The organism is Frankiales bacterium (assembly GCA_016125335.1).
GTDB lineage: Bacteria > Actinomycetota > Actinomycetes > S36-B12 > CAIYMF01 > Longivirga.
This window is the reverse complement of the sequence record WGLY01000014.1, coordinates 14,782-36,357: the sequence shown is the minus strand read 5'-3', so window position 1 is coordinate 36,357 and position 21,576 is coordinate 14,782. Positions and strand designations below refer to the sequence as shown.

Sequence of the window (21,576 nt, the reverse complement as noted above, 5' to 3'; positions counted from 1 at the left end):
GTCAGCGGACTCCGTCCTGTTGCAGCTGCTCGCCCCTGACCCAGCAGGCGTGGAACCCGGCCGGGACCCGGCCGGGCAGGAGCACGCGGGCCAGCGGGCCCGCAGCGATGTCGGTCGCGTCGAACACGTCCACCTCGGCCGTGCCCTCGCGCTCGTCGGTCACGAAGCACACGACGTAGCCGTCGGTCTCCCCGGTCGAGCCGTCGCGCGGGGCGAACGGCGCCTCGGAGCCCCAGCGCCCCGGGCCGAAGAAGTGCTCCTGCTTGACGTCCTCCTGCGAGTCGTAGCGCACGAGGCCGTCGAAGAGCAGCGTCGGCTCGGCGGCCAGCCGCATGGAGTAGGAGTACCGGTGCGGGAGCCCGACCACCCGGGCGTCCACCGACGGGAACTCGATGTTGTCGTCGTCGAGCGCGGTCTCGGTGGTGCGGCCGGTGCGCAGGTCGAAGCGGTAGCGGTAGAGCTGGGCGTCGAGCCGCATGTAGGCGAGCATGTTCGACAGCGGCGTGGCGAACGTGGTCTGGTGCTGCGGGTTCTTCACCCGGCAGGCGTCCATCACGATCTCGTCGCCGGACTCCCACGCGTTGATGACGTGGTAGATGTAGCAGGGCTTGGCCTCGAACCACCGCACCTGCTCCGCCGTGCCGTGGCGCGGGATGACGGCGAACCGGCTCACGAGCGCCTGGTCGTAGTAGATCCGGTACTTGCCTGCCGCGCGCGCCTCCTGGTCCTGCACGAGGGGCAGGTCCATGAGGACGGAGTAGTTCTCCGTGATCGCCATGTCGTGCGGCAGCCGCGGGCCCGGGATGTCGATGTGCACCAGGTCCGTCTGGCGGCCGTCGGCCCCGATGACGCCGTACCGCAGGTAGGGCAGGTCCGGCCCGTAGTCGAACCACATGAGCTCGTGCGTGGCGTCGTCCACCTTGGGGTGCGCCATCATGTCGCCGTAGAACGTGTCGAGGAACGTCTGCGCCCCGAGGGTCTCCAGCGACAGCGGGTCGACGCCGTAGGGCGAGCCGCAGAGGTACCACGTCGCCAGCACCTGGCCGCGGTGGTAGATGACGTCGGTGTTGGCCGAGTCCTTGATGCCCAGCCCGTGCGTGTTGCCGAACGGGTTGCCCTGCGGGTTCTCCATGAGCCCGGTCCACAGCGCGCGGCCGGCCTCGGACTCGGCCTCGAACGCCTTCGTGCGGACCCACCGGTTGCGGTAGCGCGCCCGGCCGTCCTCGAAGTGCACCGCGTGCACCATGCCGTCGCCGTCGAACATGTGGTAGCGGCCGGGGGCGGCGAAGCGCCGGTTGGGGCCGGTGCGCAGGTAGACGCCGTTGAGGTCGCGCGGAAGCTCGCCGATCACCGTGAGGTCGTCGGCGGTGAGCTCGGCGTCCACGGGTGCGTAGACGCCCAGCGTGTAGGGGTTGTCCGGGTCGGTCATCGACGCGGCGGCCAGCACGGGGCGGTCGGTCGCGGTCATGCGTCCTCCTCTCCTGCGCCCACGTGGGGACGCCGGGACTGCACCACGCGGAATCGCCCCGCGATGAACGACTCGTCGCTGAGCGTGGCGGTGCCTGCCGGGTTGAGACCGGTGACGTGGTAGTCGCTGTAGGCGGCCGAGAAGTTCAGCGGCATCGGGCCGGTGAGGTTGACCGACAGGGCGACGCCGGCGTCGGCGCTGAGCTCCTCGGCGAGCTCGACGAACTGCTCGTCGGTCGAGTAGACGAAGCCGGTGATGGCACCGACCTCGCGCGCGTCGCGCGTGGCCCGCTCGATCGCCTGCACCGCGTCGTCGGCCACCACGACGAAGCCCACAGGCCCGAACTGCTCCTGGGCGAAGAGGTCGTGCTCGGCGAGCCCGACCAGCCCGAGCAGCGGACCGCTGGTGCGCGCCGCGGGGTGCTCCGGGTGCTCGTACGCCGCCGGCTCGAGCAGCACGGTGCCGCGCGCGGCCACCTCGTCGCGCACGCGGGCGAGCAGCTCGAGCGTCGACTGCGCCTGCACCGCGCCCATCACCGCCGCGGCGCGGCGCGGCGTGCCGGAGATGGCGCGCACCGCCTCGGCGAGGCGCGCGGCCACCTCCTCCGCCGGCACGACGCCGTCGGAGGTGGGCAGGCCGTCGCGCGGCACGTAGACGTTCTGCGGGCTCGTGCACATCTGGGCCGTGAACAGGCACAGCGACCCGGCGACGGCGCGCAGCACGGGGGCGAGATCGTCCACCGACTCCAGCACGACGAAGTTCGCGCCGGAGGTCTCGGTGTACACCCGGGCCGAGCGGGCGTTCTGCTCGATCCACGACCCGAACGCCGCCGAGCCGGTGAAGTCGACGATCCGGGTCGCCTCGTGTTGCACCAGCCGCTTGGCGACCGGCTCGGCCGCGGAGTCGACGCTCAGCGACACCAGCGCCGGGTCGAACCCGGCGTCGGCCAGGGTCTCGCGCAGGATGCGCACGGCCAGCGCCATCTGGAGGACCGAGCTCGGGTGCGGCTTGAGCACGACCGGGTTGCCGGTGACGAGGTTGGCCAGCACCGCGGGGTAGGCGTTCCACGCGGGGAAGCTCGCGCACGCGATCACCACGGCGAGGCCGAGCGGCACCAGCCGGTAGCGCTTGTCGAGGCGCACCGTGGTGGACCCGAAGTCGCGCGACCACGTGGCGCTCGGGGCGACGCGCTCGTGCGCCAGGTGCGCCTGCGCCACCGCCTCGATCCCTCGGTCGATCGCGTTGGTGCCGCTGCCGGCGTAGGACATCGGGAAGCTCTGGCCCGTGGTGTGCATGGCGGCGTACGCCAGCTCGAGGTTGTGGCGGTAGAGCCGGTCGCAGGCCTCGAGGCAGACGCCCACGCGCTCCTCGTGCGACGCGCGGCGCCACGCGGGCCAGGCGGCGAGCGCCGCGGCCACGAGCGCGTCCACGTCCGAGCGGGGGTAGGAGATCCCGAGCGGCTCACCGGTGTAGGGCGACACCTCGTCGTCCTGCACCACGACGGGCCCCGGCTGGTCGAGGTCGAAGGGGCGGCCGAGCTGCCCGCCGAACCACTGCTCCGCGGCGGCTCGCCCCTCCTCGCCGGCCGGGTGCGCGGCCGGGTCGTCCGGGTACGCCGTCCAGTTGCGCCGCGTGCGGCAGGCCTCGACGGCGCGGCCGAGCAGGTCCCGGTGCCGCGCGAACAGAGACGTCGCCGACGCTTCGCCCGTGGTGGCCGGCACTACCGACCCGTCGTGGGAGCGGCCTCGCTCCGCATCACCTTGGCCATCCCGCGCTCCCAGCGGACCGGGTCGAGCGCGTACTTGGCGCGCGCCTCGATCGCCATGCGGTCGGTGTCGCTGATGCGCTCGCCGCGCTCCATGGCCTTGAGGCCGGCAGCGGCGATGTCGCGGGGGTCCTCCTTCGAGCCCTCCACGTGGTCGGCCATGCGGGTGTCGACCGAGCCGACCACCAGCGCCGTCACGCTGGTGCCCTGCGGCTCGAGCTCGGCCCGCGCGATGATCGACAGGAACAGCGTGGCCGACTTCGCCGGCGAGTAGCCGCCCATGAACGCCGTGGGGATCGCGCCCGCCACGGAGAGCACGTTGACGATGGCGCCGCCGCCGTTGGCCCCGAGCACCGGCGCGAAGCCGCGGATCATGTTGAGCGTGCCGAAGTAGTTGACCTCCATCTCCTGGCGCGCCATGTCGGGGTCGCGCGCCAGCACGAGGCGGTCGCGGCCGTGCAGGCCGGCGTTGTTGACCACCACGGTGACGTCGCCGCACCGCTCCACGGCGCGGGCCACGGAGTCGCGATCGGTGATGTCGAGCTGCACCGGCACGACGCCGAGGTCGACCAGCTCCTGCGGGACCGCGTCGAGGTCGCGCGAGCCGCAGTAGACGCGCTGGGCGCCGCCCGCGACGAGCTGCTCGCAGAACGCGCGCCCGATCCCGCGGTTGCCGCCCGAGACGATCGCGACGGCACCGCTCACGGTGGCGCTCACGACGCCGGCCCGGCGACGGGGGGACGGGGGACGCTCGAGGTTCGGGGCTCCGGCATGCGCCGCACGCTACAACTAATGGCGTTACTTGCCTAGGTCCCCTCGGCGGTCCACGCGTCGACGAGACGGCGCATGCCGGACAGCCAGCGCTCCGGGTCGGCCGCCTTCTGCGCCCAGAACGTGGCGACCTCGGGGTGGGGGAGGATGAGGAACGCGTCGCGGCCGAGCCCGTCCATCACGGCGTCGGCCACGGCGTCGACGCCGATCACCGCTCCGGAGGCGGCCACCACGCGCGCGTACTGGTCGCCCGCGGCCAGCGGCTCGGCGAGCAGCGGGGTGTCGACCCCCATGGGGCACAGCACGCTCACGCCGATGCCGCGGCCGCCGTAGGTGACGGCGAGCCACTCGGCCAGCGCCACTGCGGCGTGCTTGGTGACGGCGTACGGGGCGTCGCCCGGGGAGGTGAGCAGCCCGGCCGCGGACGCGGTGCTGAGCAGGTGGCCGCTCCCCCGCGCGAGCATCGACGGCAGCACGGCGTGCGCCGCGTGCACGTGCGCCATCACGTGGACCTCGTACGCCGCCTGCCAGGCGGCGGGGTCGTCGAGCCCGGCGCCGGTGGCCATCCCGGCGTTGGAGCACAGCAGGTCGACGCGTCCGTGCTGCTCGAGGGTGGCCTCGACCATCCGCCGAACGGCGTCCGGGTCGCGCACGTCGACCGTGACCGCGGTGCCGCCGACCTCCTCGGCCACCCGTGCGGCCGCGCCGGCGTCGCGGTCGGCCACGACCACGTGCTCGGCCCCCTCGGCCGCGAAGCGCCGTGCCAGGGCGGCGCCGATGCCGCTGCCCGCTCCCGTCACCAGGGTGATGGCGCCCTGGACCCTCATGCCGACCTCCTCCGCCGCGGTGACCGCCTCGTGCCCGTGCCCGGGCGTCCTGCGCTACACGCCGCCGCTCAGCGTGAGGCCGCCGTCGACGACCAGCACGTGCCCGGTGACCCACGAGGCCTCGTCGGAGGCCAGGTAGGCCACGGCGCCCGCGACGTCGTCGGGCTCGCCGAGCCGGCGCATCGGGTAGCGGGCCACGACCTCGTCCTCGTGCCCCTCGAACAGCATCGTCGCGAAGCGCGTCTTGACCACCGCCGGCGCGACGGCGTTGACCCGCACACCCGGGCCGAGCTCCGCGGCCAGCTGCTGGGTGAGGTGGATGAGCGCCGCCTTGCTCGAGCCGTAGAAGCCGATGTCGGCGGCGGGGCGCAGGCCGGCGACGGAGGCGACGTTGACGACGGTGCCGCCGTGCTCGGCCATCCAGGCGCGGTGGGCCTGCTGCACCCAGCCGAGCGCGGAGACGACGTTCACCTCCAGGATCTTGCGGGCCGCGCCGAGGTCGAGGTCGAGCAGCGGGCCGGCGGCCGGGTTGATGCCGGTGTTGTTCACGAGCACGTCGAGGCTGCCGAACGTCTCGACCGTGCGGGCCACGGCCTCGGCCCGGTGGTCGGGGTCGTCGGCCTTGCCGGCGACGGCCATCGCGTGGTCCGGACCGCCGAGCGACTCGACCGCCTCGGCGAGGGCGTCGGCGTTGCGGGCCGTGATGCACACCCGGCCGCCGCCGGACACGATGCGCGCGGCCACCGCCAGGCCGATGCCGCGGCTGGCACCGGTGACGATCGCGGTGCGGCCCTCGAACCGGGTGTCGGTCATCGCAACCTCCTGGGTCGGTGCAGCGTGCGTCCGGGCGGCACGCGGCGCCCAGCGTGGCACACGGGCCGCCCCCGCCCGCGGCCGACCGAGGACCCCGGGCGGACCGTTGACTGGCAACACTGTTTGTTGTAGTAATGAAGACCTACCTCGCCCCGACACCGCGCGCCCGTGCGCGACCTGCGGGCGACGTCGACTGACGGGAGTCACCGTGCTCGACGCCTACGTGTACGACGCCGTGAGGACCCCGCGCGGCCGGGTGCGCCGCGACGGCGGCGTCCTGGCCGGCGTGCCCCCGTGGACGCTGGCCGCCGGCCTGCTCACCGAGCTCGACACGCGGCTCGGCCTCGCCGAGCGCGGCGTGCACGTCGACGAGGTCGTGCTCGGGGTCAGCTCGGTCGTGGGCGACCAGGCGGCCGACATCGCGCGGTCCGCGGTGATCGCCGCCGGCTGGCCCGACGAGGTGTCCGGATCCGTGGTCTCCCGCCTGTGCTGCTCCGGCCTCGACGCGATCGCCGCCGCCTGCGCGCAGGTGTCCAGCGGCATGGCCGACATCACCGTGGCGGGCGGCGTCGAGTCCATGTCGCGCGTGCCGATGCTCTCCGACCGGCCGGCCATCGAGCAGGACGAGGCGCTCGCCGACCTCACCGGGTTCGTGACGATCGGGGTCTCCGCCGACGCCACCGCCCACGTCGTGGGGCTCGACCGGCCCGAGCTCGACGCCTACGCCCTGCGGTCGCACCAGCGCTCGGCCGCCGCCTGGGCCGAGGGCCACTACGACCGCAGCGTCGTCCCCGTGCGGGACGCGTCCGGCGAGGTGGTGCTCGCGCGCGACGACGCCATCCGTCCGCAGATGACCCTGGCCGACTTCGAGGCGATGCCGCTGCTGTTCCCGGACGACGCGGTGGCCCACGCCCGGGTCGAGCGGCGGCTGGGCCTCGGCGGCTTCCGCCCCGTGCACACCGCCGCGTCCGCGCCGCAGATGGTCGACGCGGCGTCCGCCGCCGTCATCGCCACCCGGGGCGCGGCCGACCTGCTCGGCCGCGAGCCGCGGGCCCGGATCCTGTCGGCCGCCACCGCCGGAGTGCGCTCGCCGCTGCTCACCGCCACGGTCGACGCGATCGGAAGGGCGCTCAAGGCCGCGGGCATCGGCGCGGACGACGTCGACATCGTGGAGGCCAACGAGTCGTTCTCGGTCAGCCCGATGCTGGTGCAGCGGGCGTTCGGCTTCGCGGACGAGATCGTCAACGTCGACGGCGGCGCGGTCTCCATGGGGCACCCGCTCGGGGCCAGCGGCGGGATCCTGCTCGCGACGGCGATGGACGCCCTCGAGCGCACCGGCGGACGGTACGCCGTGCTCACGATCCCGGCCGCCCTCGGGCTGGCCACGGCACTGGTCGTCGAGCGGCTGGGGAGCGGCTCGTGACGGACGCCGGGCGGCCCTGGCGCGTCGTCCAGTGGGCGACGGGCGCGGTCGGCAAGACCACGCTGCGCGCGGTGCTCGACCACCCGGACCTCGAGCTGGTGGGCCTCTACGTCTACTCCGACCGCAAGGTCGGCAAGGACGCCGGCGAGATCGCGCGCCGCGAGCCCACCGGGGTGCTGGCCACCCACGACCTCGACGAGATCCTCGCCCTCGACGCCGACGTCGTGCTGCACACGGCGCGGATCGGCGTCCCCTACGAGTCCGGCGACGCCGAGATCCTCGCGCTGCTGGAGTCCGGCAAGAACGTCATCACGACGCAGGGCCAGCACTACCCCCGCGCGCACGGCCCGGAGCGCGAGGAGCTGCTCGCGTCCGCGGCGCGCCGCGGCGGCGTCACCCTGTTCGGCACCGGCATCAACCCGGGCGTGGTGCTCGAGCGGCTCGCCCTGACCGCCACCGGCATGTGCCTCGACGTCCGGTCGATCACCGTGCGCGAGGTGGTCGAGGCCTCGGGCATGCCGAGCCCGGAGTTCGTCTTCGACGTGATGGGCATGGGGTCCGACCCCGCCTCGCCCGCCCTGCTCGACGGCCCGCTGCCCACGCTCTACGCCACGCTGTTCTCCGAGGCGATCCGCTACGCGACCGACAGCATCGGCGTGCAGGTCGAGCGCATCGAGCCGGACCACGAGATGTTCCCGGCCACGCGCCGCCTCGAGGTGCGGGCCGGCGTCATCGAGCCCGGCACGGTGGCCGGCACCTGCTGGCGCTGGCACGCGATCGTGGACGGACGCCGCTTCCTCACGCTGTCGATCAACTGGATCATGGACCGCGACCTGCCCGGGTTCGAGGACTTCCACCTGTGGACCGTGGAGGTCGAGGGCGTCCCGGGGATCCGCATGTCGATCGACCTCACCGAGCCGCCCAACCCCGACGGCCGGCTGACGCGCGCCGAGCAGTACGCCACCGCCGCACCGGTCGTGGCGGCCATCCCGGTCGTCTGCCAGGCACCACCCGGGATCTTCGAGCTGCCGACCCTCCTACCCTGGCACCCGTCCCTGCGCGCGCAGGCCTGAGCCGGCGCTCCCCCCACGACCCACCTTGGAGCTCGCATGACCGCCGAGACAGCACGAGTCGCCATCGTCACCGGAGCCGCGCGGGGGATCGGCGCGGCCGTCGCCCGCCGGCTGTCCGCGGACGGGCTCGACGTCGCGCTCGTCGACCTCGACGAGGCCTCGGCCGCGGCGACCGCCGCCGAGGTGGCCGCCCCCGGCCGCCGCACGCTGGGCATCGGGGCCGACGTCGCCGACGAGGCCTCGGTCGAGGCCGCCGTCGCACGCGTGGTGGCCGAGCTCGGGGCGCCGACGGTGCTCGTGAACAACGCCGGCATCATCCGCGACAACCTGCTGGCCAAGATGTCCGCGCTGGACTGGGACTCGGTCATGGGCGTGCACCTGCGCGGGTCGTTCCTCATGAGCCGCGCCGTGCTGCCCTCGATGACCGAGGCCGGCTGGGGACGCATCGTGAACCTGTCCAGCTCCTCCGCCCTCGGCAACCGCGGCCAGGCCAACTACGCCGCGGCCAAGGCCGGGCTCCAGGGCTTCACCAAGACCCTGGCCAAGGAGCTCGGCCGCTACGGCGTGACCGCCAACGCGATCGCCCCGGGCTTCATCGAGACCGACATGACGAAGGCGACGGCCGAGCGGATGCGGATGTCGTTCGACGACTTCCGCGCGGCCGCGATCGCGCAGATCCCGGTCGGGCGGTCGGGGGTGCCGGACGACGTCGCGGCCGCGGCGTCGTTCTTCGTGCGGGACGAGGCGTCCTACATCTCGGGCCAGGTGCTCTACGTGGCCGGCGGACCGCTGTCCTGACGGACGGCGACACAGGAGGAGACACGTGCGCACGTTCTCGGGGCTCGCGGAGCTCGAGGCAGCGGTCGGCAGCCACCTCGGCCACGGCGGGTGGCACACGGTGACGCAGGAGCAGATCGACGCGTTCGCCGACGCCACCGGCGACCACCAGTGGATCCACGTCGACCCGCAGAGGGCGGCGGGCGGGCCCTTCGGCACCACCATCGCCCACGGCTTCCTCACCCTGTCGCTGATCCCGATGCTGGTGCAGGACGTCTACCGCGTCGACGGGCTGAGCATGGGCGTCAACTACGGCTCGGACCGGGTGCGCTTCCCGTCCCCCGTCCCGGTGGGCTCGCGGGTGCGGGCCGGCGTCGAGCTGGTGAGCCTCACGCCGGCCTCGCTCGGCGTGCAGGCGCTGACGCGGGTCACGGTCGAGATCGACGGCTCGGACCGTCCGGGCTGCGTCGCCGACATGCTGAGCCTGCTCGTCGCATGACCCCGCCCGACCCCGACCTGCTCCCGCTCGACCGGGTGCTGCCGCTGGTGGCCGCTGCCGCCGGAGACGACGCCTGGCTCTCGGCGACGGCGTCGCTGGTCGCCGGCGGCAAGTCCAACCTCACCTTCCAGCTGGCCTGCGCGGCCGGGCGCCTGGTGCTGCGTCGCCCGCCCGCGGGCGAGCTGCTGGCCACCGCGCACGACATGGCGCGCGAGGTGCGGGTGCAGCGGGCGCTGGGCGGCAGCGCCGTGCCGGTGCCGCGGATCGTGCTCGACGACGACGGCTCCGCGTTCGGCGTGCCGTTCTACGTCATGAGCCTGGTGGAGGGCGACGTCGTGCGCGACGGCCTGCCGCCGTGGCTGGCCGACGACCTCGAGACCCGGCACCGCCTCGGCCTGGGGCTCGTGGACACCCTCGCCGACCTGCACGCGGTGGACCCCGAGGCCGTGGGGCTCGGCGACTTCGGCCGCCCCGCCGGCTTCCTCGAGCGGCAGGTGCGCCGCTGGGGCCGGCAGTGGGAGGCCAGCCGCACGGAGCAGGTCGAGGAGGTGGACCGGCTCGCCGGCCTCCTGCACGACCTCCTGCCGGAGAGCCCGGCGCCCACCGTGGTGCACGGCGACTTCCGGCTCGACAACTGCGTGGTGGGGCCGGGCGAGCGGCCCGTGCGCGGCGTGCTCGACTGGGAGATGTCCACCCTCGGCGACCCGCTGACCGACGTCGGCATGCTGCTCTTCTACTGGGTGGAGCCCGGCGAGCCGCCGAGCCCCCTCTCCCCCGCGGGGACGGCGTACGACGGCTTCCCCCGGCGGGCGGAGGTGGTCGAGCGCTACGCCGCCCGCACCGGTCGCGACCTGGGCCACCTGTGGTTCTACCTCGCCTTCGCGCACCTGAAGTTCGCCGTGATCACCCAGGGGATCCGGGTGCGGGTCGACAGCGGCGCCATGGCGGGCCAGGACTTCGGCGACCTGCGCGACGAGGTGCGCCGGGTGGCCGCGGCCGGGCTGGCCGTCGTCGACGAGCACGTGCGGCACGCGGGCTGAGCAGGAGGAGCGGGATGGACTTCGAGCACTCGGCGAAGGCGCAGGAGACCTGCGCGCGCATGTGGGACTTCATGCACGAGCACGTCTTCCCGGCCGAGCGCACGTACGCCGAGTGGCGTGCGGCCAACGACCCGCACGCCCACCCGCCGGTGATGGACGAGCTCATGGCCGAGGCGCGCCGCCGCGGCCTGTGGAACCTCTTCCTGCCGGCCGAGTCCGGCCTGTCCAACCTCGACTACGCCCCGGTGGCGGAGATCTCCGGCTGGTCGCCGGTGATTGCGCCGGAGGCGATCAACTGCCAGGCGCCGGACACCGGCAACATGGAGACGCTGCACCTGTTCGGCACCCCGGAGCAGAAGCAGCGCTGGCTCGAGCCGCTGCTGGAGGGCCGGATCCGGTCCGCGTTCGCGATGACCGAGCCGGAGGTCGCGAGCTCGGACGCGCGCAACATCCGCACGAGCATCCGGCGCGACGGCGACGACTACGTCATCAACGGGCGCAAGTGGTGGATCAGCGGCAGCGCGGACGAGCGCTGCGCGGTCTTCATCGTGATGGGCCGCTCGGACGAGGACGCCGAGCCCTACCGCCAGCAGTCGATGATCCTCGTGCCGCGCGACGCGCCGGGGCTGACCATCCAGCGGCACCTGCCGATCTTCGGCTACCAGGACCAGCACGGGCACTCCGAGCTCGTGCTCGACGACGTCCGTGTGCCAGCGTCCTCGCTGCTCGGCGGCGAGGGCGACGGGTTCGCCATCGCCCAGGCGCGCCTCGGCCCCGGCCGCATCCATCACGCCATGCGGGCGATCGGCATGGCGGAGCGCGCGCTGGCGCTGATGGTCGAGCGCTCGCGCAGCCGCGTGGCGTTCGGCCGGCCGCTGGCCGACCAGGGAGTCGTGCAGGAGCTCATCGCCGACTCGCGCATCGAGATCGAGCAGGCCAGGCTGCTGGTGCTGAAGACGGCGTGGCTGATCGACCGCTTCGGCGCCCGGGGCGCTCGCACCGAGATCGCCGCGATCAAGGTCGCGGCGCCGCGGGTGGCGACGCGGGTGATCGACCGGGCGATCGAGGTGTTCGGCGGCGCCGGCGTCAGCGACGACACACCGCTCGCCTACTTCTACGCGTGGGCCCGCGTGCTGCGCATCGTCGACGGGCCGGACGCCGTCCACCGTCGGTCGGTCGCGCGCGAGGAGCTCGGCCGCGACCGCGGCGCACGTCCGGATCCCGCCCACCCAGAGAGGACATGACATGGTCGACTTCGCGCTCAGCGACGAGGAGCGGCAGATCCGCGACACCGTGCGCGAGTTCGTGCGCCGCGAGGTGATGCCGCTCGAGCAGGAGGTGCTCGCCAACGAGCGCGCCGGGCGGCCCTCGCTGCCGCCGGGGACCCTCGCCGAGATCCAGCAGAAGGCGCGGCGCTCGGGCTTCTGGGGGATCAACACCCCCGAGGAGTACGGCGGGATGAACCTCGGGCCGGTGATGTCGGCCGTGCTCTCGATCGAGCTGGGCCGCACGTTCGTGCCGTTCACGTTCGGCGGCTACGCCGACAACATCCTCTACTCCGGCACCGAGGAGCAGAAGAAGGAGTACCTGATCCCCACGCTCGAGGGCGAGCGGCGCTCCTGCTTCGCGATCACCGAGCCCGGCGCCGGGTCCGACGCGCGCAACATCCGCACGCGGGCGGTGCGCGACGGCGACGACTGGGTGATCACGGGCGAGAAGACCTTCATCACCGGGGGCAACGAGGCCGACTTCGTGATGGTCTTCGCCGTCACCGAGGCGGAGCCGGGCGCCGACGGCGGCATCACCTGCTTCCTGGTCGACCGCGACATGGGCTGGACGTCGTCCCCCATCCAGACGATGGGCGAGTGGGGACCGGCGTCGCTGGTGTTCGACGGGGTGCGGGTGCCGGGCGACCACGTGCTCGGCGAGCTCGGCCACGGGTTCGACCTGGCCATGGAGTGGATCGGCAACGGCCGGTACATGATCCCGGCGCACGCGATCGGCGCGGCCGAGCGGCTGCTGGAGATGGCCGTGGAGTACTCCAAGGTCCGCGTGTCGATGGGCCACCCGATCGCCGACTACCAGGCGATCCAGTGGCAGATCGCCGACTCCCACGTGGAGATCGAGTCGGCCCGGTGGCTCACCCTCTACGCCGCGTGGGAGCAGCAGCAGGGCCTCGACTCGCGGCACTCGTCGTCGGTGGCGAAGCTGTCCGGCGCGACCATGGCCAACCGCGTCGTCGACCGCGTGCTGCAGATCCACGGCGGCATGGGCTACACCAAGGAGCTGCCGATCGAGCGCTGGTACCGCGAGCTGCGGCTGTTCCGCATCTTCGAGGGCACCGACGAGATCCAGCGCCGCACGATCGCCCGCAACCTCATCAAGGGCCACGTCCCCGTCACCCGCTGACCCGTCGTCGCTCCCCGGGAGCGCGGATCCGCCGGTCGGTCCCCGCGCGCCCGGGGAGTCAGGCGCGGGTCAGGCGGAGGGCTCGGCGTAGGGGCCGGTCGCCGGCCGGAACGGCGGCTCCTCCCACCAGGGGTAGGCGGCGGCTGGGGCGTCCTGCGGCAGGCGGCCGGGGAAGTGCGGCGGGCGCTTCTCGAGGAAGGACGCGATGCCCTCGGCGACGTCGGGGGTCGAGCCGAGCAGGTAGTTCATCCGCGAGTCGACCCGGTGCGCCTCCATGGGGTGCGGCGCGCCGGAGAACCGCCAGAGCATCTGGCGGGTCATCCCGACGGCCACCTGCGCGGTGTTGTCGGCGATCTCGCGCGCGAGCGCGTACGCCGCGGGCAGCAGGTCCTCGGGCTCGTGGATGCTGCGGACCAGTCCCGCGGCCCGCGCCTCCTCGGCGTCGACCTTGCGCCCGGTGTAGAGCCACTCGGCCGCGGTGCCGATGCCGACACGGCGCGGCAGGAACCAGGTGGACGACGCCTCGGGCACGATCCCGCGCCGCGCGAACACGAACGCGAACCGCGCCTCGCGCGAGGCCAGCACGAGGTCCATCGGCAGCAGCATGGTGGCCCCGAGCCCGGCGGCCACGCCGTTGACGGCGGCGATCACCGGCGTCGTGGCCGCGAAGATCCGCAGCGTGATGCGGCCGCCACCGTCGCGGAAGTCCTCGAGGTCCGGGCCCCAGTCGTTCGACGACGCGTCGAAGGCGTCCGAGCCGCCGGAGACGTCGGCGCCGGCGCAGAACGCGCGGCCGCTGCCGGTGACCACCACCACGCGCACGTCCGGGTCGTCGTCGGCGACGCCGACGACGTCGATGAGCTCCTCACGCATCTGCGGGTCGATCGCGTTGAGCCGGTCGGGCCGGTCGAGGGTGACCGTGGCGATGCCGTCCTCGACGTCGTAGCGGATGCGCTCGTAGGCCATGGGTCCTCCCGGTCGGTCCGCCCCGCGCCCTCGGGCCGCGGGTGGCACCGGCAACCGTAGTGCGGCCGCCTCCCCCGCCCGCCGTCGGGCAGCCCCCCGCAGGCAGAAAGTTGACGTCGCTAGGTTGACGCTGATCACTTATCGTCGTTAACGTACCGCCGTCAGCACGGCCGCCCGGCCGTCCCGCCTTCTCCCCGGGGAGCTCCCGATGTCCGCACCGACCGCCGGCGCCCACCGCGCCGCAGCACCCGCCGGCGGGTTCGCCCGGCTCGGCGCCTTCACCGTCCGCCGGCGCCGCCCGATCCTCGTGCTCGCCGTCCTGTTCGTCGTCGTCGCGGCCGTGGTGGGCGGCGGTGTCGTCGCCCGGCTGTCCTCCGGCGGCTTCGACGACCCCGGCTCGGACTCCTCCACCGCCGCAGCCGTGCTGGCCGATCGCTTCGACGCCGGCCCCTCGGACATCGTGCTGGTCGCCGGGGCCGCCGACGGCGCCTCCGTGGACGACCCGGCCGCGGCCGCGGCCGGGGGCGCCCTCGCCGCCCGGCTCGCCGCCGAGCCCGGGATCCGCGACGTCACGAGCTACTGGGCCGCGCCCAGCCCGGCGCTGCGCAGCACCGACGGCACCCTGGCGCTGGTGACGGCCCGGCTCACCGACGGCGGCGACGCCGCGCAGAAGCGCGCGGGCCAGATCGCGGCGGACCTGGCCGGGACCACCCCCGACGGGCTGACCGTGCACGTCTACGGCGCACCCGTCGTGTTCGACGCCGTCGGCACCACGATCGAGAAGGACCTCGCGCGCGCGGAGAGCATCGCGATCCCGGTGACGATCCTGCTGATGCTGCTCGTCTTCGGCGCGCTCGTCGCGGCCGGGCTGCCCGCGGTGATCGGCGCGATCGCGGTGATGGGCTCGTTCCTGGCCCTGTTCCTCACCACGCAGGTCACCGACGTGAGCATCTTCGCCCTCAACCTCGTCACCGCCCTGGGCATCGGCCTGGGCATCGACTACGCGCTGTTCCTCGTGACCCGCTTCCGCGAGGAGCTCGCCTCGGGCCGCGAGCCGCACGACGCGGTGGTGCGCACGGTGGCGACCGCGGGGCGCACGGTGGTGTTCTCCGGCATCACGGTGGCCATCGCGCTCTCCGCCCTTCTCGTGTTCCCCCAGTTCTTCCTGCGCTCGTTCGCCTACGCCGGCATCGCCACGACGGCGCTCGCCGTGCTGGCGGCCGTGCTCGTACTGCCGGCCCTGCTCGCGGTGCTGGGCAGCCGGGTCAACCGGTTCCGGGTGCTGCGCTCCACGCCCCGCACCGCCGACCACGGGTTCTGGTACCGGCTCTCGCGCGTCGTGATGGCGCGGCCGTGGCCGATCCTCGTCGGCGGCGTCGCGCTCCTCGTGGCCCTCGGCCTGCCGTTCCTGCGCGTCACCTTCGGCCAGACCGACGACCGCGTGCTGCCGTCCTCGGCGCAGGCGGCGCAGGCGGGCCAGCTGCTGCGCGACAAGTTCGACTCGCGCGAGTCCGACCCGCTCACCGTCGTCGCGCCGTCGAGCACGGCACCGGCCGGTGTGGTGACCTCGTACGCCGAGCAGCTCTCGCGCGTCGCCGGGGTCACCCGGGTGGACGCCGCGACCGGCTCGTTCTCCAGCGGCGCCCAGGTCGCGCCCGCCGGCCCGGCGAGCACGCGCTTCACCGCGGCCGACGGCGCGGGCACGTGGCTGTCCGTCGTGGTCGACGTCGAGCCCTACTCCGACGCCGGCAAGCAGGTGGTGGCGGACCTGCGCGACGTGCCCTCACCCCTGGGCACGACGTACGTCGGCGGCTCCGCCGCGGTGTTCGCCGACTCGCAGGACGCCATGGGCGCCCGGCTGCCCTGGGCGCTCGGCATCATCGCCGTGGCGACGTTCCTGCTGCTGTTCCTGTTCACCGGCTCGGTGGTGCTGCCGCTCAAGGCCCTCGTGACCAACACGCTGAGCCTCTCGGCCGCGTTCGGCGCCATGGTGTGGATCTTCCAGGAGGGCCACCTGAGCCAGTGGCTCGGCGACTTCACCGTCACCGGGGAGCTCGACACCTCGATGCCGATCCTCATGTTCTGCATCGCGTTCGGGCTATCGATGGACTACGAGGTGTTCCTGCTCTCGCGGATCAAGGAGGAGTACGACCGCACCGGCGACAACACCGCGGCGGTCGCCCTCGGTCTCCAGCGCACCGGTCGGCTGGTGACCTCGGCCGCGGGCCTCATGGCCCTCGTGTTCATCGCCTTCGCGACCAGCGGCGTCACCATCATCAAGATGCTCGGCGTGGGCGTGGCCCTGGCCGTGCTGGTCGACGCCACGATCGTGCGCGGGCTGCTCGTGCCGGCGTTCATGCGCATCGCCGGCGACGCCAACTGGTGGGCCCCCGGGCCGCTGCGGCGCCTGCACGACCGCATCGGCATCCGCGAGTCGGACGACGATCCCGGCGTCTCCGACCCGCGCCCCGGAGCGCCCGTGGCCGTAGGCTGATCGGCATGACGACCGCAGCAGCTCGCCCTCGTCGCCGCGCCCGTCGCGGCCAGGGCGAGCTGCTGCGCGCCGAGATCCTCGTGGCGGCGCGCGAGCTGCTCGCCGAGGCCCAGGACGCCGACGCCGTCTCGGTGCGTGCCGTGGCCGACCGCGTCGGCGTCACCACGCCGTCGATCTACCTGCACTTCGCCGACAAGGGCGCCCTGCTCGACGCGGTGTGCGAGGACGTCTTCACCGAGCTCGACTCGCGCATGGAGCAGGCGGCCGCCACCACGGACGACCCGTTCGAGAGCCTGCGCCTGCGCGGGCTGGCCTACGTGCAGTTCGCGCTCGAGAACCCCGAGCAGTACCGGCTGGCCATGATGCGGATGCCCGGGCACGGCTCGGCGAGCACCGTCTTCTCCTACGACGACATCGTGGGCGGGCCCACGTACCACCACCTCACCGAGGCGGTCGGGCGCTGCATCGAGGTGGGGGTCTTCGCCCCCGGCACCGATCCGGGGCGGATCGCGACCACGCTGTGGGCGGCCGCGCACGGGGCGGTCTCGCTGTGCCTGGCCAAGCCCGGGCTCGCCGGGGAGGACGCCCTCGCCCTGTGCGAGTCGGTGATCCACAACGCCGGGCTCGGGGCGGCCCTGCACAGCTACGTGTGCGCCGCCCATCCCGAGGCCGACGACGTCGGCGCCGGGGAGAGCAGCGAGCAGATCGCCGCGCTGCTGCGCAGCATCGACCTCGGCTGATCCGGGAGGCCGTCGCCCGCGGGCGGCGGCGGGGGGCTCACTGGCCCGAGGCCGCGGCGTCCCCGTCGGTGTCGCGCTGGCCGGGGATCTCGCCGAGCAGGGCGCGGACCTCGGCGGCCCGGTAGCGGCGGTGCCCGCCCAGCGTGCGGATCGAGGTGAGCTTGCCGGCCTTCGCCCAGCGCGTGACCGTCTTGGGGTCCACCCGGAAGAGCGCCGCCACCTCGGCGGGCGTGAGGAGCTCGTCCGCCGCCTCGGGCACTCGACCAGTCATGCGCTCCCCCTCAGGACGTCCGGTGTCGGGACTGGACCGGGGCGCCGGGGTGTCCGGTTTGGTCCCTTTGGTCCGGCGGTGACTATCGCACGAGGGAGGCCGGTACGCGCGGTCCGTTCTCCATTCGTGACCGAGCGTCCGCTCCAGGGAGAGCGTCCCGCGGCTGCTCCCGCCGCCGCGGCTGACCTGCGCGGGGACGGCTCACTAGGGTGGCCCCGGCTGCGCGCCGGTCGCCCGACCGGGCCGCGGGGCAAGGCCGCCCGGCGGCCGGAGGGAGGCGCACGGTGTCGCTGCTCGTGGTCGGGGAGGCCCTCGTCGACCTCATCCTGGCCCCGGACGGCAGCACCCGCGCCGTGCCGGGCGGCGGGCCCTTCAACCTCGCGCGCGCGGCGGCGCGCCTCGGCGCGGCCACGGCGTTCGGCGGCGGCGTGTCCGACGACGCCTTCGGCCGGCGCATCGCCGCCCTGCTCGAGGCGGACGGCGTCGCCCTCCCGCTGCCGCCGCGGCGCGGGCTGCCCACCACGCTCGCCCTCGCCGAGCTCGACGCCGGCGGCGCGGCGACCTACCACTTCTACGTCGAGGGCACGTCGGCGGCCGCCGTCGAGGTCGGCGAGCTCGCGCTCGGCCCGGAGGTCACGGCCCTGGCGGTCGGCACGCTGGGCCTGGTCCTCGAGCCGGTGGCCACGGCGGTCGAGGCGCTCGTGGCCGCGGCGTCCGACGACGTCATCGTCATGGTCGACCCCAACTGCCGGCCGCAGATCATCCGCGACGAGGACGCCTACCGCGCGAGGCTGGCCCGCGTGCTGCGCCGGGCCGACGTCGTGAAGGTCAGCGGGGACGACCTGGCCTGGCTCGAGCCGGCGTCCGAGCCGCTCGACGCCGCGCGCGACCTCGTGGCCGCCGGCGCGCGCGTGGTGCTGTTCACCGACGGCGCCGACGCCGTGCGCGTCCTGCTGCCCGACGCCGAGGCCGTGGTGGCCGTGCCGCCGGTGCCGGTGGTCGACACGGTGGGCGCGGGCGACACCTTCGGCGGCGCGTTCCTCGCGTTCTGGACCACCGCCGGCCGCACCCGCGACGACCTCGCCGACCTCGACCTGGTGCGCGCCACCGTGGAGCGCGCCGTGGTGGCCGCCGGCATCACGTGCACGCGGCCCGGCGCCGACCCGCCGCACCTCGCCGACCTGCCGGTGTGACCGGCTCGCTCTGCTGACGGGCCCGGCGGCCCCGCGACCCGTCCGCAGGCCGGACGGCCTAGCCTGCACCCGTGGGCATCCCGGACGGCATCGCGGCGTACGAGCAGGTGGTCTTCGGCAACGACCCGGCGGCAGGGCTGCGCGCCATCGTGGCGGTGCACTCCACCGCCCTCGGGCCGGCGCTCGGCGGCACCCGGTTCGTCCCCTACCCGGACGAGGACGCCGCGCTCGCGGACGTGCTCGACCTCGCCCGGGCGATGACGTACAAGAACGCCCTGGCCGGGCTGCCCCACGGCGGCGGCAAGGCCGTGATCATCGGCGACCCGCACCGCGACAAGACCCCCGAGCTCGTCACCGCCTACGGCCGCCTCGTCGCCTCGCTGCACGGCGCCTACGTGACCGCCGCCGACGTCGGCACCTACGTGGCCGACATGGACCTCATCTCCACGGTCAACCCCTGGACCACCGGCCGGTCGCCCGCGCTGGGCGGCTGCGGCGACTCGGGCGACCTCACCGCGGTGGGCGTGCACCACGCGCTGCGGGCCGTGGCCGAGCACCTGTGGGGCACGCCGTCCCTGGCCGGACGGCGGGTCGGGATCACCGGCGCGGGCAAGGTCGGGGCGCGCCTGGCCGCGCACGTCGTGGCCGAGGGCGGACGGGTGCTGGTGGCCGACGTGAGCGCCGAGGCGCTCGAGCGGCTGCGGGCGAGCGTGCCGGAGGCCGAGATCGCCGCGGACGCGGACGCCGTCGTGGACGCCGAGCTCGACGTGTTCAGCCCGTGCGCGCTCGGCGGCGCGGTGACGGCCGAGGTGGCCGGGCGCCTCACCGCCCGGGCCGTGTGCGGCGCGGCCAACAACCAGCTCGCCGAGCACGGGCTGGTCGACGTCCTCGCCGGGCGCGGGGTGCTCTTCGCACCCGACTTCCTGGTCAACGCCGGCGGGGTGATCGCCGTGGCCGCCGAGTACGCCGGCGCCGGCCGCTACGACGACGACGCCGCCCGCGCACGGGCCCGGGCGATCGGCGACACCCTGCTCGACGTGCTGCGCCGGGCCGAGGCGTCCGGCCGGACCCCGCTGGCCGAGGCGGAGGCCCTGGCGGAGGAGCGGATCGCCGCGGCACCGCCGCGTCCGTCGTTCACCTCACCCGCCTGACCGGCCACGATCCCGGGCGACGCGCCGAGGGGTCCGCTCGCGGCGAACCCGGCCCGCGAGCGTCCGGGCTGGCGTTTATGATGACGGTCGAACCATCGACGGCACGCCCTCGGTGGCTGTCATATCGGTCGATTCCGGGGTCGGGAGGCCCCAGAGGGGGTCAGCCATGGGGCGTGGCCGGGCCAAGGCCAAGCAGACCAAGGTCGCGCGGGAGCTCAAGTACGGGACGGTCAACACCGACCTCGGTGCCCTCCAGGCCGAGCTGTCCGGGCACCGCGACGACCTGCCGTCGACCCCCGCCCAGGTCGTCGACGACGAGGACGACGACGACCTGTACTCGAAGTACCTCGAGGACGACGACGAGGACTGACCTCCCCACTACCGTCACGGGCGCTCACCTGCGGGTGGGCGCCCGTCGTCGTGCCGGTGGGCGCCGGCGTCAGGCGAGCAGCGCGAGGTCGCGCCGGATGTAGCGCAGGTGGGCCCACTCCTCCTCGAGGATGACCCGGACGCAGTCGCCGACCGTGGGGTGCCAGTCGCCGCCCCAGGGGTCGTCGCGCTCCTCGGCGAGCAGCTCCGGGGTCGCCGTGGCCAGGAAGTCGGTCACCTGCCCCTGGCGCTCGGCCCGCACGGCCAGCACCTCGTCGTAGGCGGGGGGCTCGGCCCGGAAGATCGAGGTGTCGAACCCCATCTCGGCGGCGCCGCTGAAGATCTGCCCGATCTCGTGGAAGGGCTGCGGGTCGCGCCGGATCGCCCGGCCCAGCCAGGTGTCGGTCGCGAGCACCAGGTGCCTCAGCGTCTGGGCCAGCGACCACTCGTCCGGCACGTGGGCGTCGACCAGGGCGGCCGGGGTGGAGTCCACGGTCTCCTGCCACGCGGCCTGCACCGCGACCCAGCCCTCGCGCAGCCCCTCGGGGGTCTGCGCCTTCTGCAGCTCGCGACCCGGGAAGCGCCGGTTGAGCTCGGCGTCCACCAGCGGCACGACGTCGACGCCGTTGACGAGGACCTTGCCGAAGAACAGGTCGTGGCTGTCGATGTCCAGCCCGTCGACGTCGACGCTGCGCATGGTGACGCCGCTGACGTCGGAGAAGCGCACGGTGGCGCCCTTGAAGCTCGTCCGCACGAACGTGCCGCCCTCGAAGTCCTGGGGCCCGGAGAAGGTCGTCATGCCCGCATCCTGGCAGCCGCCCCCGACGCTCTCCCCGGACGTGCGCGCGGGAGCGGACACCGAGGCACCCTCCTCGCCGAGTGCGCGGGTCAGGTGCCGCGAGTCCGTCGCGTCTCGTCAGCCCGGGGGCACGGGGCGAGGTCAGCCCCCAGGGCGCCAGTCCGAACGCAGCAGTCCCGCCACCCATTCGTCGTGGCGCGTCCCGTCGGAGACCCGGAACGCACGCCGACGGCGCAGGCCCTCCCTGCTGAAGCCGACAGCCTCGGCGACGCTCCAGGAGTGGTCGTTGCCCACGGACGCCGACCAGTCGATGCGTTCGAGGCCGAGGTCGGTGAAGACCCAGTCGATCATCAGCGTGAGCGCCCGGCGCATCGCACCTCGGCCGCGGGCGGCCGGGGTGAGCCAGTAGCCGATCTCTCCGCACCGGGTCCTCGGCTCGGGAAGACGCAGCCCCACCTCCCCCAGGAACTCGTCGGTGACCTCGTCGGCCACCGCCAGCCAGAACTCGGACCCGTCGGCCCACCCCCTCGGCACCACCTCGCGGATCCAGTCCAGCGACTCCTGATGCTCATAGGGGTGGGGCACGGACACCAGCCACTGCGCCGTCCGCCAGTCCGACAGGCACGCGGTCATCGGCTCGGCATCGACTTCCACCTCCGGCCGCAGCGCCACGACGCCGTCCGACAGGCGGGGAGGGATGCGGCCCGGTCTCGTGACCGTCGCATCGT

21 protein-coding genes are annotated in these 21,576 nt (G+C 74.2%); 12 read left to right on the top strand and 9 right to left on the bottom strand.

What is annotated here, in order from left to right; all coding sequences use genetic code 11:
• Nucleotide 1: 1 nt before the first annotated feature.
• The 5 genes from GC157_08090 to GC157_08070 form a co-directional block, all read right to left on the bottom strand.
• The gene (locus GC157_08090) at nt 2-1,468 is read right to left on the bottom strand and encodes a 9-cis-epoxycarotenoid dioxygenase (protein MBI1377426.1); all 1,467 of its coding nucleotides are present in this window, start codon (nt 1,466-1,468) and stop codon (nt 2-4) included.
• The gene (gene paaN, locus GC157_08085) at nt 1,465-3,189 is read right to left on the bottom strand and encodes a phenylacetic acid degradation protein PaaN (protein ID MBI1377425.1); all 1,725 of its coding nucleotides are present in this window, start codon (nt 3,187-3,189) and stop codon (nt 1,465-1,467) included. The genes GC157_08090 and paaN overlap by 4 nt, the downstream gene beginning before the upstream one ends.
• The gene (locus tag GC157_08080; GenBank protein ID MBI1377424.1) at nt 3,189-3,950 is read right to left on the bottom strand and encodes an SDR family NAD(P)-dependent oxidoreductase; all 762 of its coding nucleotides are present in this window, start codon (nt 3,948-3,950) and stop codon (nt 3,189-3,191) included. Before GC157_08080 ends, paaN begins: the two co-directional genes overlap by 1 nt.
• Before the next feature lie 89 nt (nt 3,951-4,039).
• Nucleotides 4,040-4,831, bottom strand: a complete 792-nt coding sequence (locus tag GC157_08075; protein ID MBI1377423.1) for an SDR family NAD(P)-dependent oxidoreductase — start codon at nt 4,829-4,831, stop codon at nt 4,040-4,042.
• A 54-nt stretch (nt 4,832-4,885) separates the two neighbouring features.
• Entirely contained in the window at nt 4,886-5,644 is a 759-nt protein-coding gene (locus GC157_08070; GenBank protein ID MBI1377422.1) for a glucose 1-dehydrogenase, read from the bottom strand.
• Here GC157_08070 and GC157_08065 point away from each other — a divergent pair.
• The 7 genes from GC157_08065 to GC157_08035 are packed head-to-tail and all read left to right on the top strand — an operon-like array spanning nt 5,586 to nt 12,865.
• Nucleotides 5,586-7,067 carry an acetyl-CoA C-acyltransferase gene (locus GC157_08065; GenBank protein MBI1377421.1) on the top strand — a complete coding sequence of 494 codons (1,482 nt, stop codon included), beginning with the start codon at nt 5,586-5,588 and terminating at the stop codon, nt 7,065-7,067. The two genes, GC157_08070 and GC157_08065, sit on opposite strands and share 59 nt — an antisense overlap.
• Nucleotides 7,064-8,140 (top strand): dihydrodipicolinate reductase, encoded by a 1,077-nt coding sequence (locus GC157_08060; protein MBI1377420.1) that lies wholly within the window; start codon nt 7,064-7,066, stop codon nt 8,138-8,140. Before GC157_08065 ends, GC157_08060 begins: the two co-directional genes overlap by 4 nt.
• A 36-nt stretch (nt 8,141-8,176) precedes the next feature.
• Nucleotides 8,177-8,938, top strand: a complete 762-nt coding sequence (locus GC157_08055) for an SDR family oxidoreductase (GenBank protein MBI1377419.1) — start codon at nt 8,177-8,179, stop codon at nt 8,936-8,938.
• Between the two features lie 25 nt (nt 8,939-8,963).
• Nucleotides 8,964-9,416 carry a dehydratase gene (locus GC157_08050; protein MBI1377418.1) on the top strand — a complete coding sequence of 151 codons (453 nt, stop codon included), beginning with the start codon at nt 8,964-8,966 and terminating at the stop codon, nt 9,414-9,416.
• Nucleotides 9,413-10,456, top strand: coding sequence for a phosphotransferase (locus GC157_08045; protein MBI1377417.1), 1,044 nt, complete (start codon nt 9,413-9,415; stop codon nt 10,454-10,456). Before GC157_08050 ends, GC157_08045 begins: the two co-directional genes overlap by 4 nt.
• Nucleotides 10,457-10,470: 14 nt before the next feature.
• A complete protein-coding gene (locus GC157_08040) occupies nt 10,471-11,700 on the top strand; it encodes an acyl-CoA dehydrogenase (protein MBI1377416.1) in 1,230 nt (409 codons plus the stop codon).
• A 1-nt stretch (nt 11,701) separates the two neighbouring features.
• Nucleotides 11,702-12,865 carry an acyl-CoA dehydrogenase gene (locus GC157_08035; protein MBI1377415.1) on the top strand — a complete coding sequence of 388 codons (1,164 nt, stop codon included), beginning with the start codon at nt 11,702-11,704 and terminating at the stop codon, nt 12,863-12,865.
• A gap of 69 nt (nt 12,866-12,934) precedes the next feature.
• Here the strand turns inward: GC157_08035 and GC157_08030 are convergent, their stop codons facing one another.
• Complete coding sequence (locus GC157_08030) at nt 12,935-13,831, bottom strand: enoyl-CoA hydratase (protein MBI1377414.1); 897 nt, start codon at nt 13,829-13,831, stop codon at nt 12,935-12,937.
• Nucleotides 13,832-14,039: 208 nt separating this feature from the next.
• Between GC157_08030 and GC157_08025 the strand changes: the two genes are divergently transcribed.
• Together GC157_08025 and GC157_08020 are read left to right on the top strand one after the other, a co-directional pair.
• Nucleotides 14,040-16,325 carry an MMPL family transporter gene (locus GC157_08025; GenBank protein ID MBI1377413.1) on the top strand — a complete coding sequence of 762 codons (2,286 nt, stop codon included), beginning with the start codon at nt 14,040-14,042 and terminating at the stop codon, nt 16,323-16,325.
• Between the two features lie 5 nt (nt 16,326-16,330).
• Entirely contained in the window at nt 16,331-17,065 is a 735-nt protein-coding gene (locus GC157_08020; protein MBI1377412.1) for a TetR family transcriptional regulator, read from the top strand.
• Between the two features lie 37 nt (nt 17,066-17,102).
• Here GC157_08020 and GC157_08015 read toward each other — a convergent pair whose 3' ends face one another.
• Entirely contained in the window at nt 17,103-17,336 is a 234-nt protein-coding gene (locus tag GC157_08015) for a BldC family transcriptional regulator (GenBank protein MBI1377411.1), read from the bottom strand.
• Nucleotides 17,337-17,545: 209 nt separating this feature from the next.
• Between GC157_08015 and GC157_08010 the strand changes: the two genes are divergently transcribed.
• From GC157_08010 to GC157_08000, 3 genes are all read left to right on the top strand, one after another.
• Nucleotides 17,546-18,529, top strand: a complete 984-nt coding sequence (locus tag GC157_08010) for a carbohydrate kinase (GenBank protein MBI1377410.1) — start codon at nt 17,546-17,548, stop codon at nt 18,527-18,529.
• Between the two features lie 71 nt (nt 18,530-18,600).
• Entirely contained in the window at nt 18,601-19,680 is a 1,080-nt protein-coding gene (locus tag GC157_08005; GenBank protein MBI1377409.1) for a valine dehydrogenase, read from the top strand.
• 166 nt (nt 19,681-19,846) lie between these two features.
• A complete protein-coding gene (locus GC157_08000; protein MBI1377408.1) occupies nt 19,847-20,050 on the top strand; it encodes a DUF3073 family protein in 204 nt (67 codons plus the stop codon).
• 69 nt (nt 20,051-20,119) lie between these two features.
• On the opposite strand, the gene GC157_07995 is transcribed toward GC157_08000, so the two are convergent.
• Both GC157_07995 and GC157_07990 read right to left on the bottom strand, forming a co-directional pair.
• Complete coding sequence (locus GC157_07995) at nt 20,120-20,848, bottom strand: DinB family protein (GenBank protein ID MBI1377407.1); 729 nt, start codon at nt 20,846-20,848, stop codon at nt 20,120-20,122.
• A gap of 141 nt (nt 20,849-20,989) precedes the next feature.
• Nucleotides 20,990-21,481: a GNAT family N-acetyltransferase gene (locus tag GC157_07990; protein MBI1377406.1), complete on the bottom strand. Its 492-nt coding sequence runs from the start codon at nt 21,479-21,481 to the stop codon at nt 20,990-20,992.
• Nucleotides 21,482-21,576: the final 95 nt, after the last annotated feature.

What these genes read in the sequence shown, in the direction of transcription:
- GC157_08040 (MBI1377416.1), top strand. Translation starts at nt 10,471, where the DNA reads ATGGACTTCGAGCACTCGGCGAAGGCGCAGGAGACCTGCGCGCGCATG.
- GC157_08035 (MBI1377415.1), top strand. Translation starts at nt 11,702, where the DNA reads ATGGTCGACTTCGCGCTCAGCGACGAGGAGCGGCAGATCCGCGACACC.
- GC157_07995 (MBI1377407.1), bottom strand. Translation starts at nt 20,848, where the DNA reads ATGACGACCTTCTCCGGGCCCCAGGACTTCGAGGGCGGCACGTTCGTG.
- GC157_08000 (MBI1377408.1), top strand. Translation starts at nt 19,847, where the DNA reads ATGGGGCGTGGCCGGGCCAAGGCCAAGCAGACCAAGGTCGCGCGGGAG.
- GC157_08055 (MBI1377419.1), top strand. Translation starts at nt 8,177, where the DNA reads ATGACCGCCGAGACAGCACGAGTCGCCATCGTCACCGGAGCCGCGCGG.
- GC157_08020 (MBI1377412.1), top strand. Translation starts at nt 16,331, where the DNA reads ATGACGACCGCAGCAGCTCGCCCTCGTCGCCGCGCCCGTCGCGGCCAG.
- GC157_08025 (MBI1377413.1), top strand. Translation starts at nt 14,040, where the DNA reads ATGTCCGCACCGACCGCCGGCGCCCACCGCGCCGCAGCACCCGCCGGC.
- GC157_08015 (MBI1377411.1), bottom strand. Translation starts at nt 17,336, where the DNA reads ATGACTGGTCGAGTGCCCGAGGCGGCGGACGAGCTCCTCACGCCCGCC.
- GC157_07990 (MBI1377406.1), bottom strand. Translation starts at nt 21,481, where the DNA reads ATGACCGCGTGCCTGTCGGACTGGCGGACGGCGCAGTGGCTGGTGTCC.
- GC157_08045 (MBI1377417.1), top strand. Translation starts at nt 9,413, where the DNA reads ATGACCCCGCCCGACCCCGACCTGCTCCCGCTCGACCGGGTGCTGCCG.
- GC157_08075 (MBI1377423.1), bottom strand. Translation starts at nt 4,831, where the DNA reads ATGAGGGTCCAGGGCGCCATCACCCTGGTGACGGGAGCGGGCAGCGGC.
- GC157_08030 (MBI1377414.1), bottom strand. Translation starts at nt 13,831, where the DNA reads ATGGCCTACGAGCGCATCCGCTACGACGTCGAGGACGGCATCGCCACG.
- GC157_08065 (MBI1377421.1), top strand. Translation starts at nt 5,586, where the DNA reads ATGCCGCGGCTGGCACCGGTGACGATCGCGGTGCGGCCCTCGAACCGG.
- GC157_08090 (MBI1377426.1), bottom strand. Translation starts at nt 1,468, where the DNA reads ATGACCGCGACCGACCGCCCCGTGCTGGCCGCCGCGTCGATGACCGAC.
- GC157_08070 (MBI1377422.1), bottom strand. Translation starts at nt 5,644, where the DNA reads ATGACCGACACCCGGTTCGAGGGCCGCACCGCGATCGTCACCGGTGCC.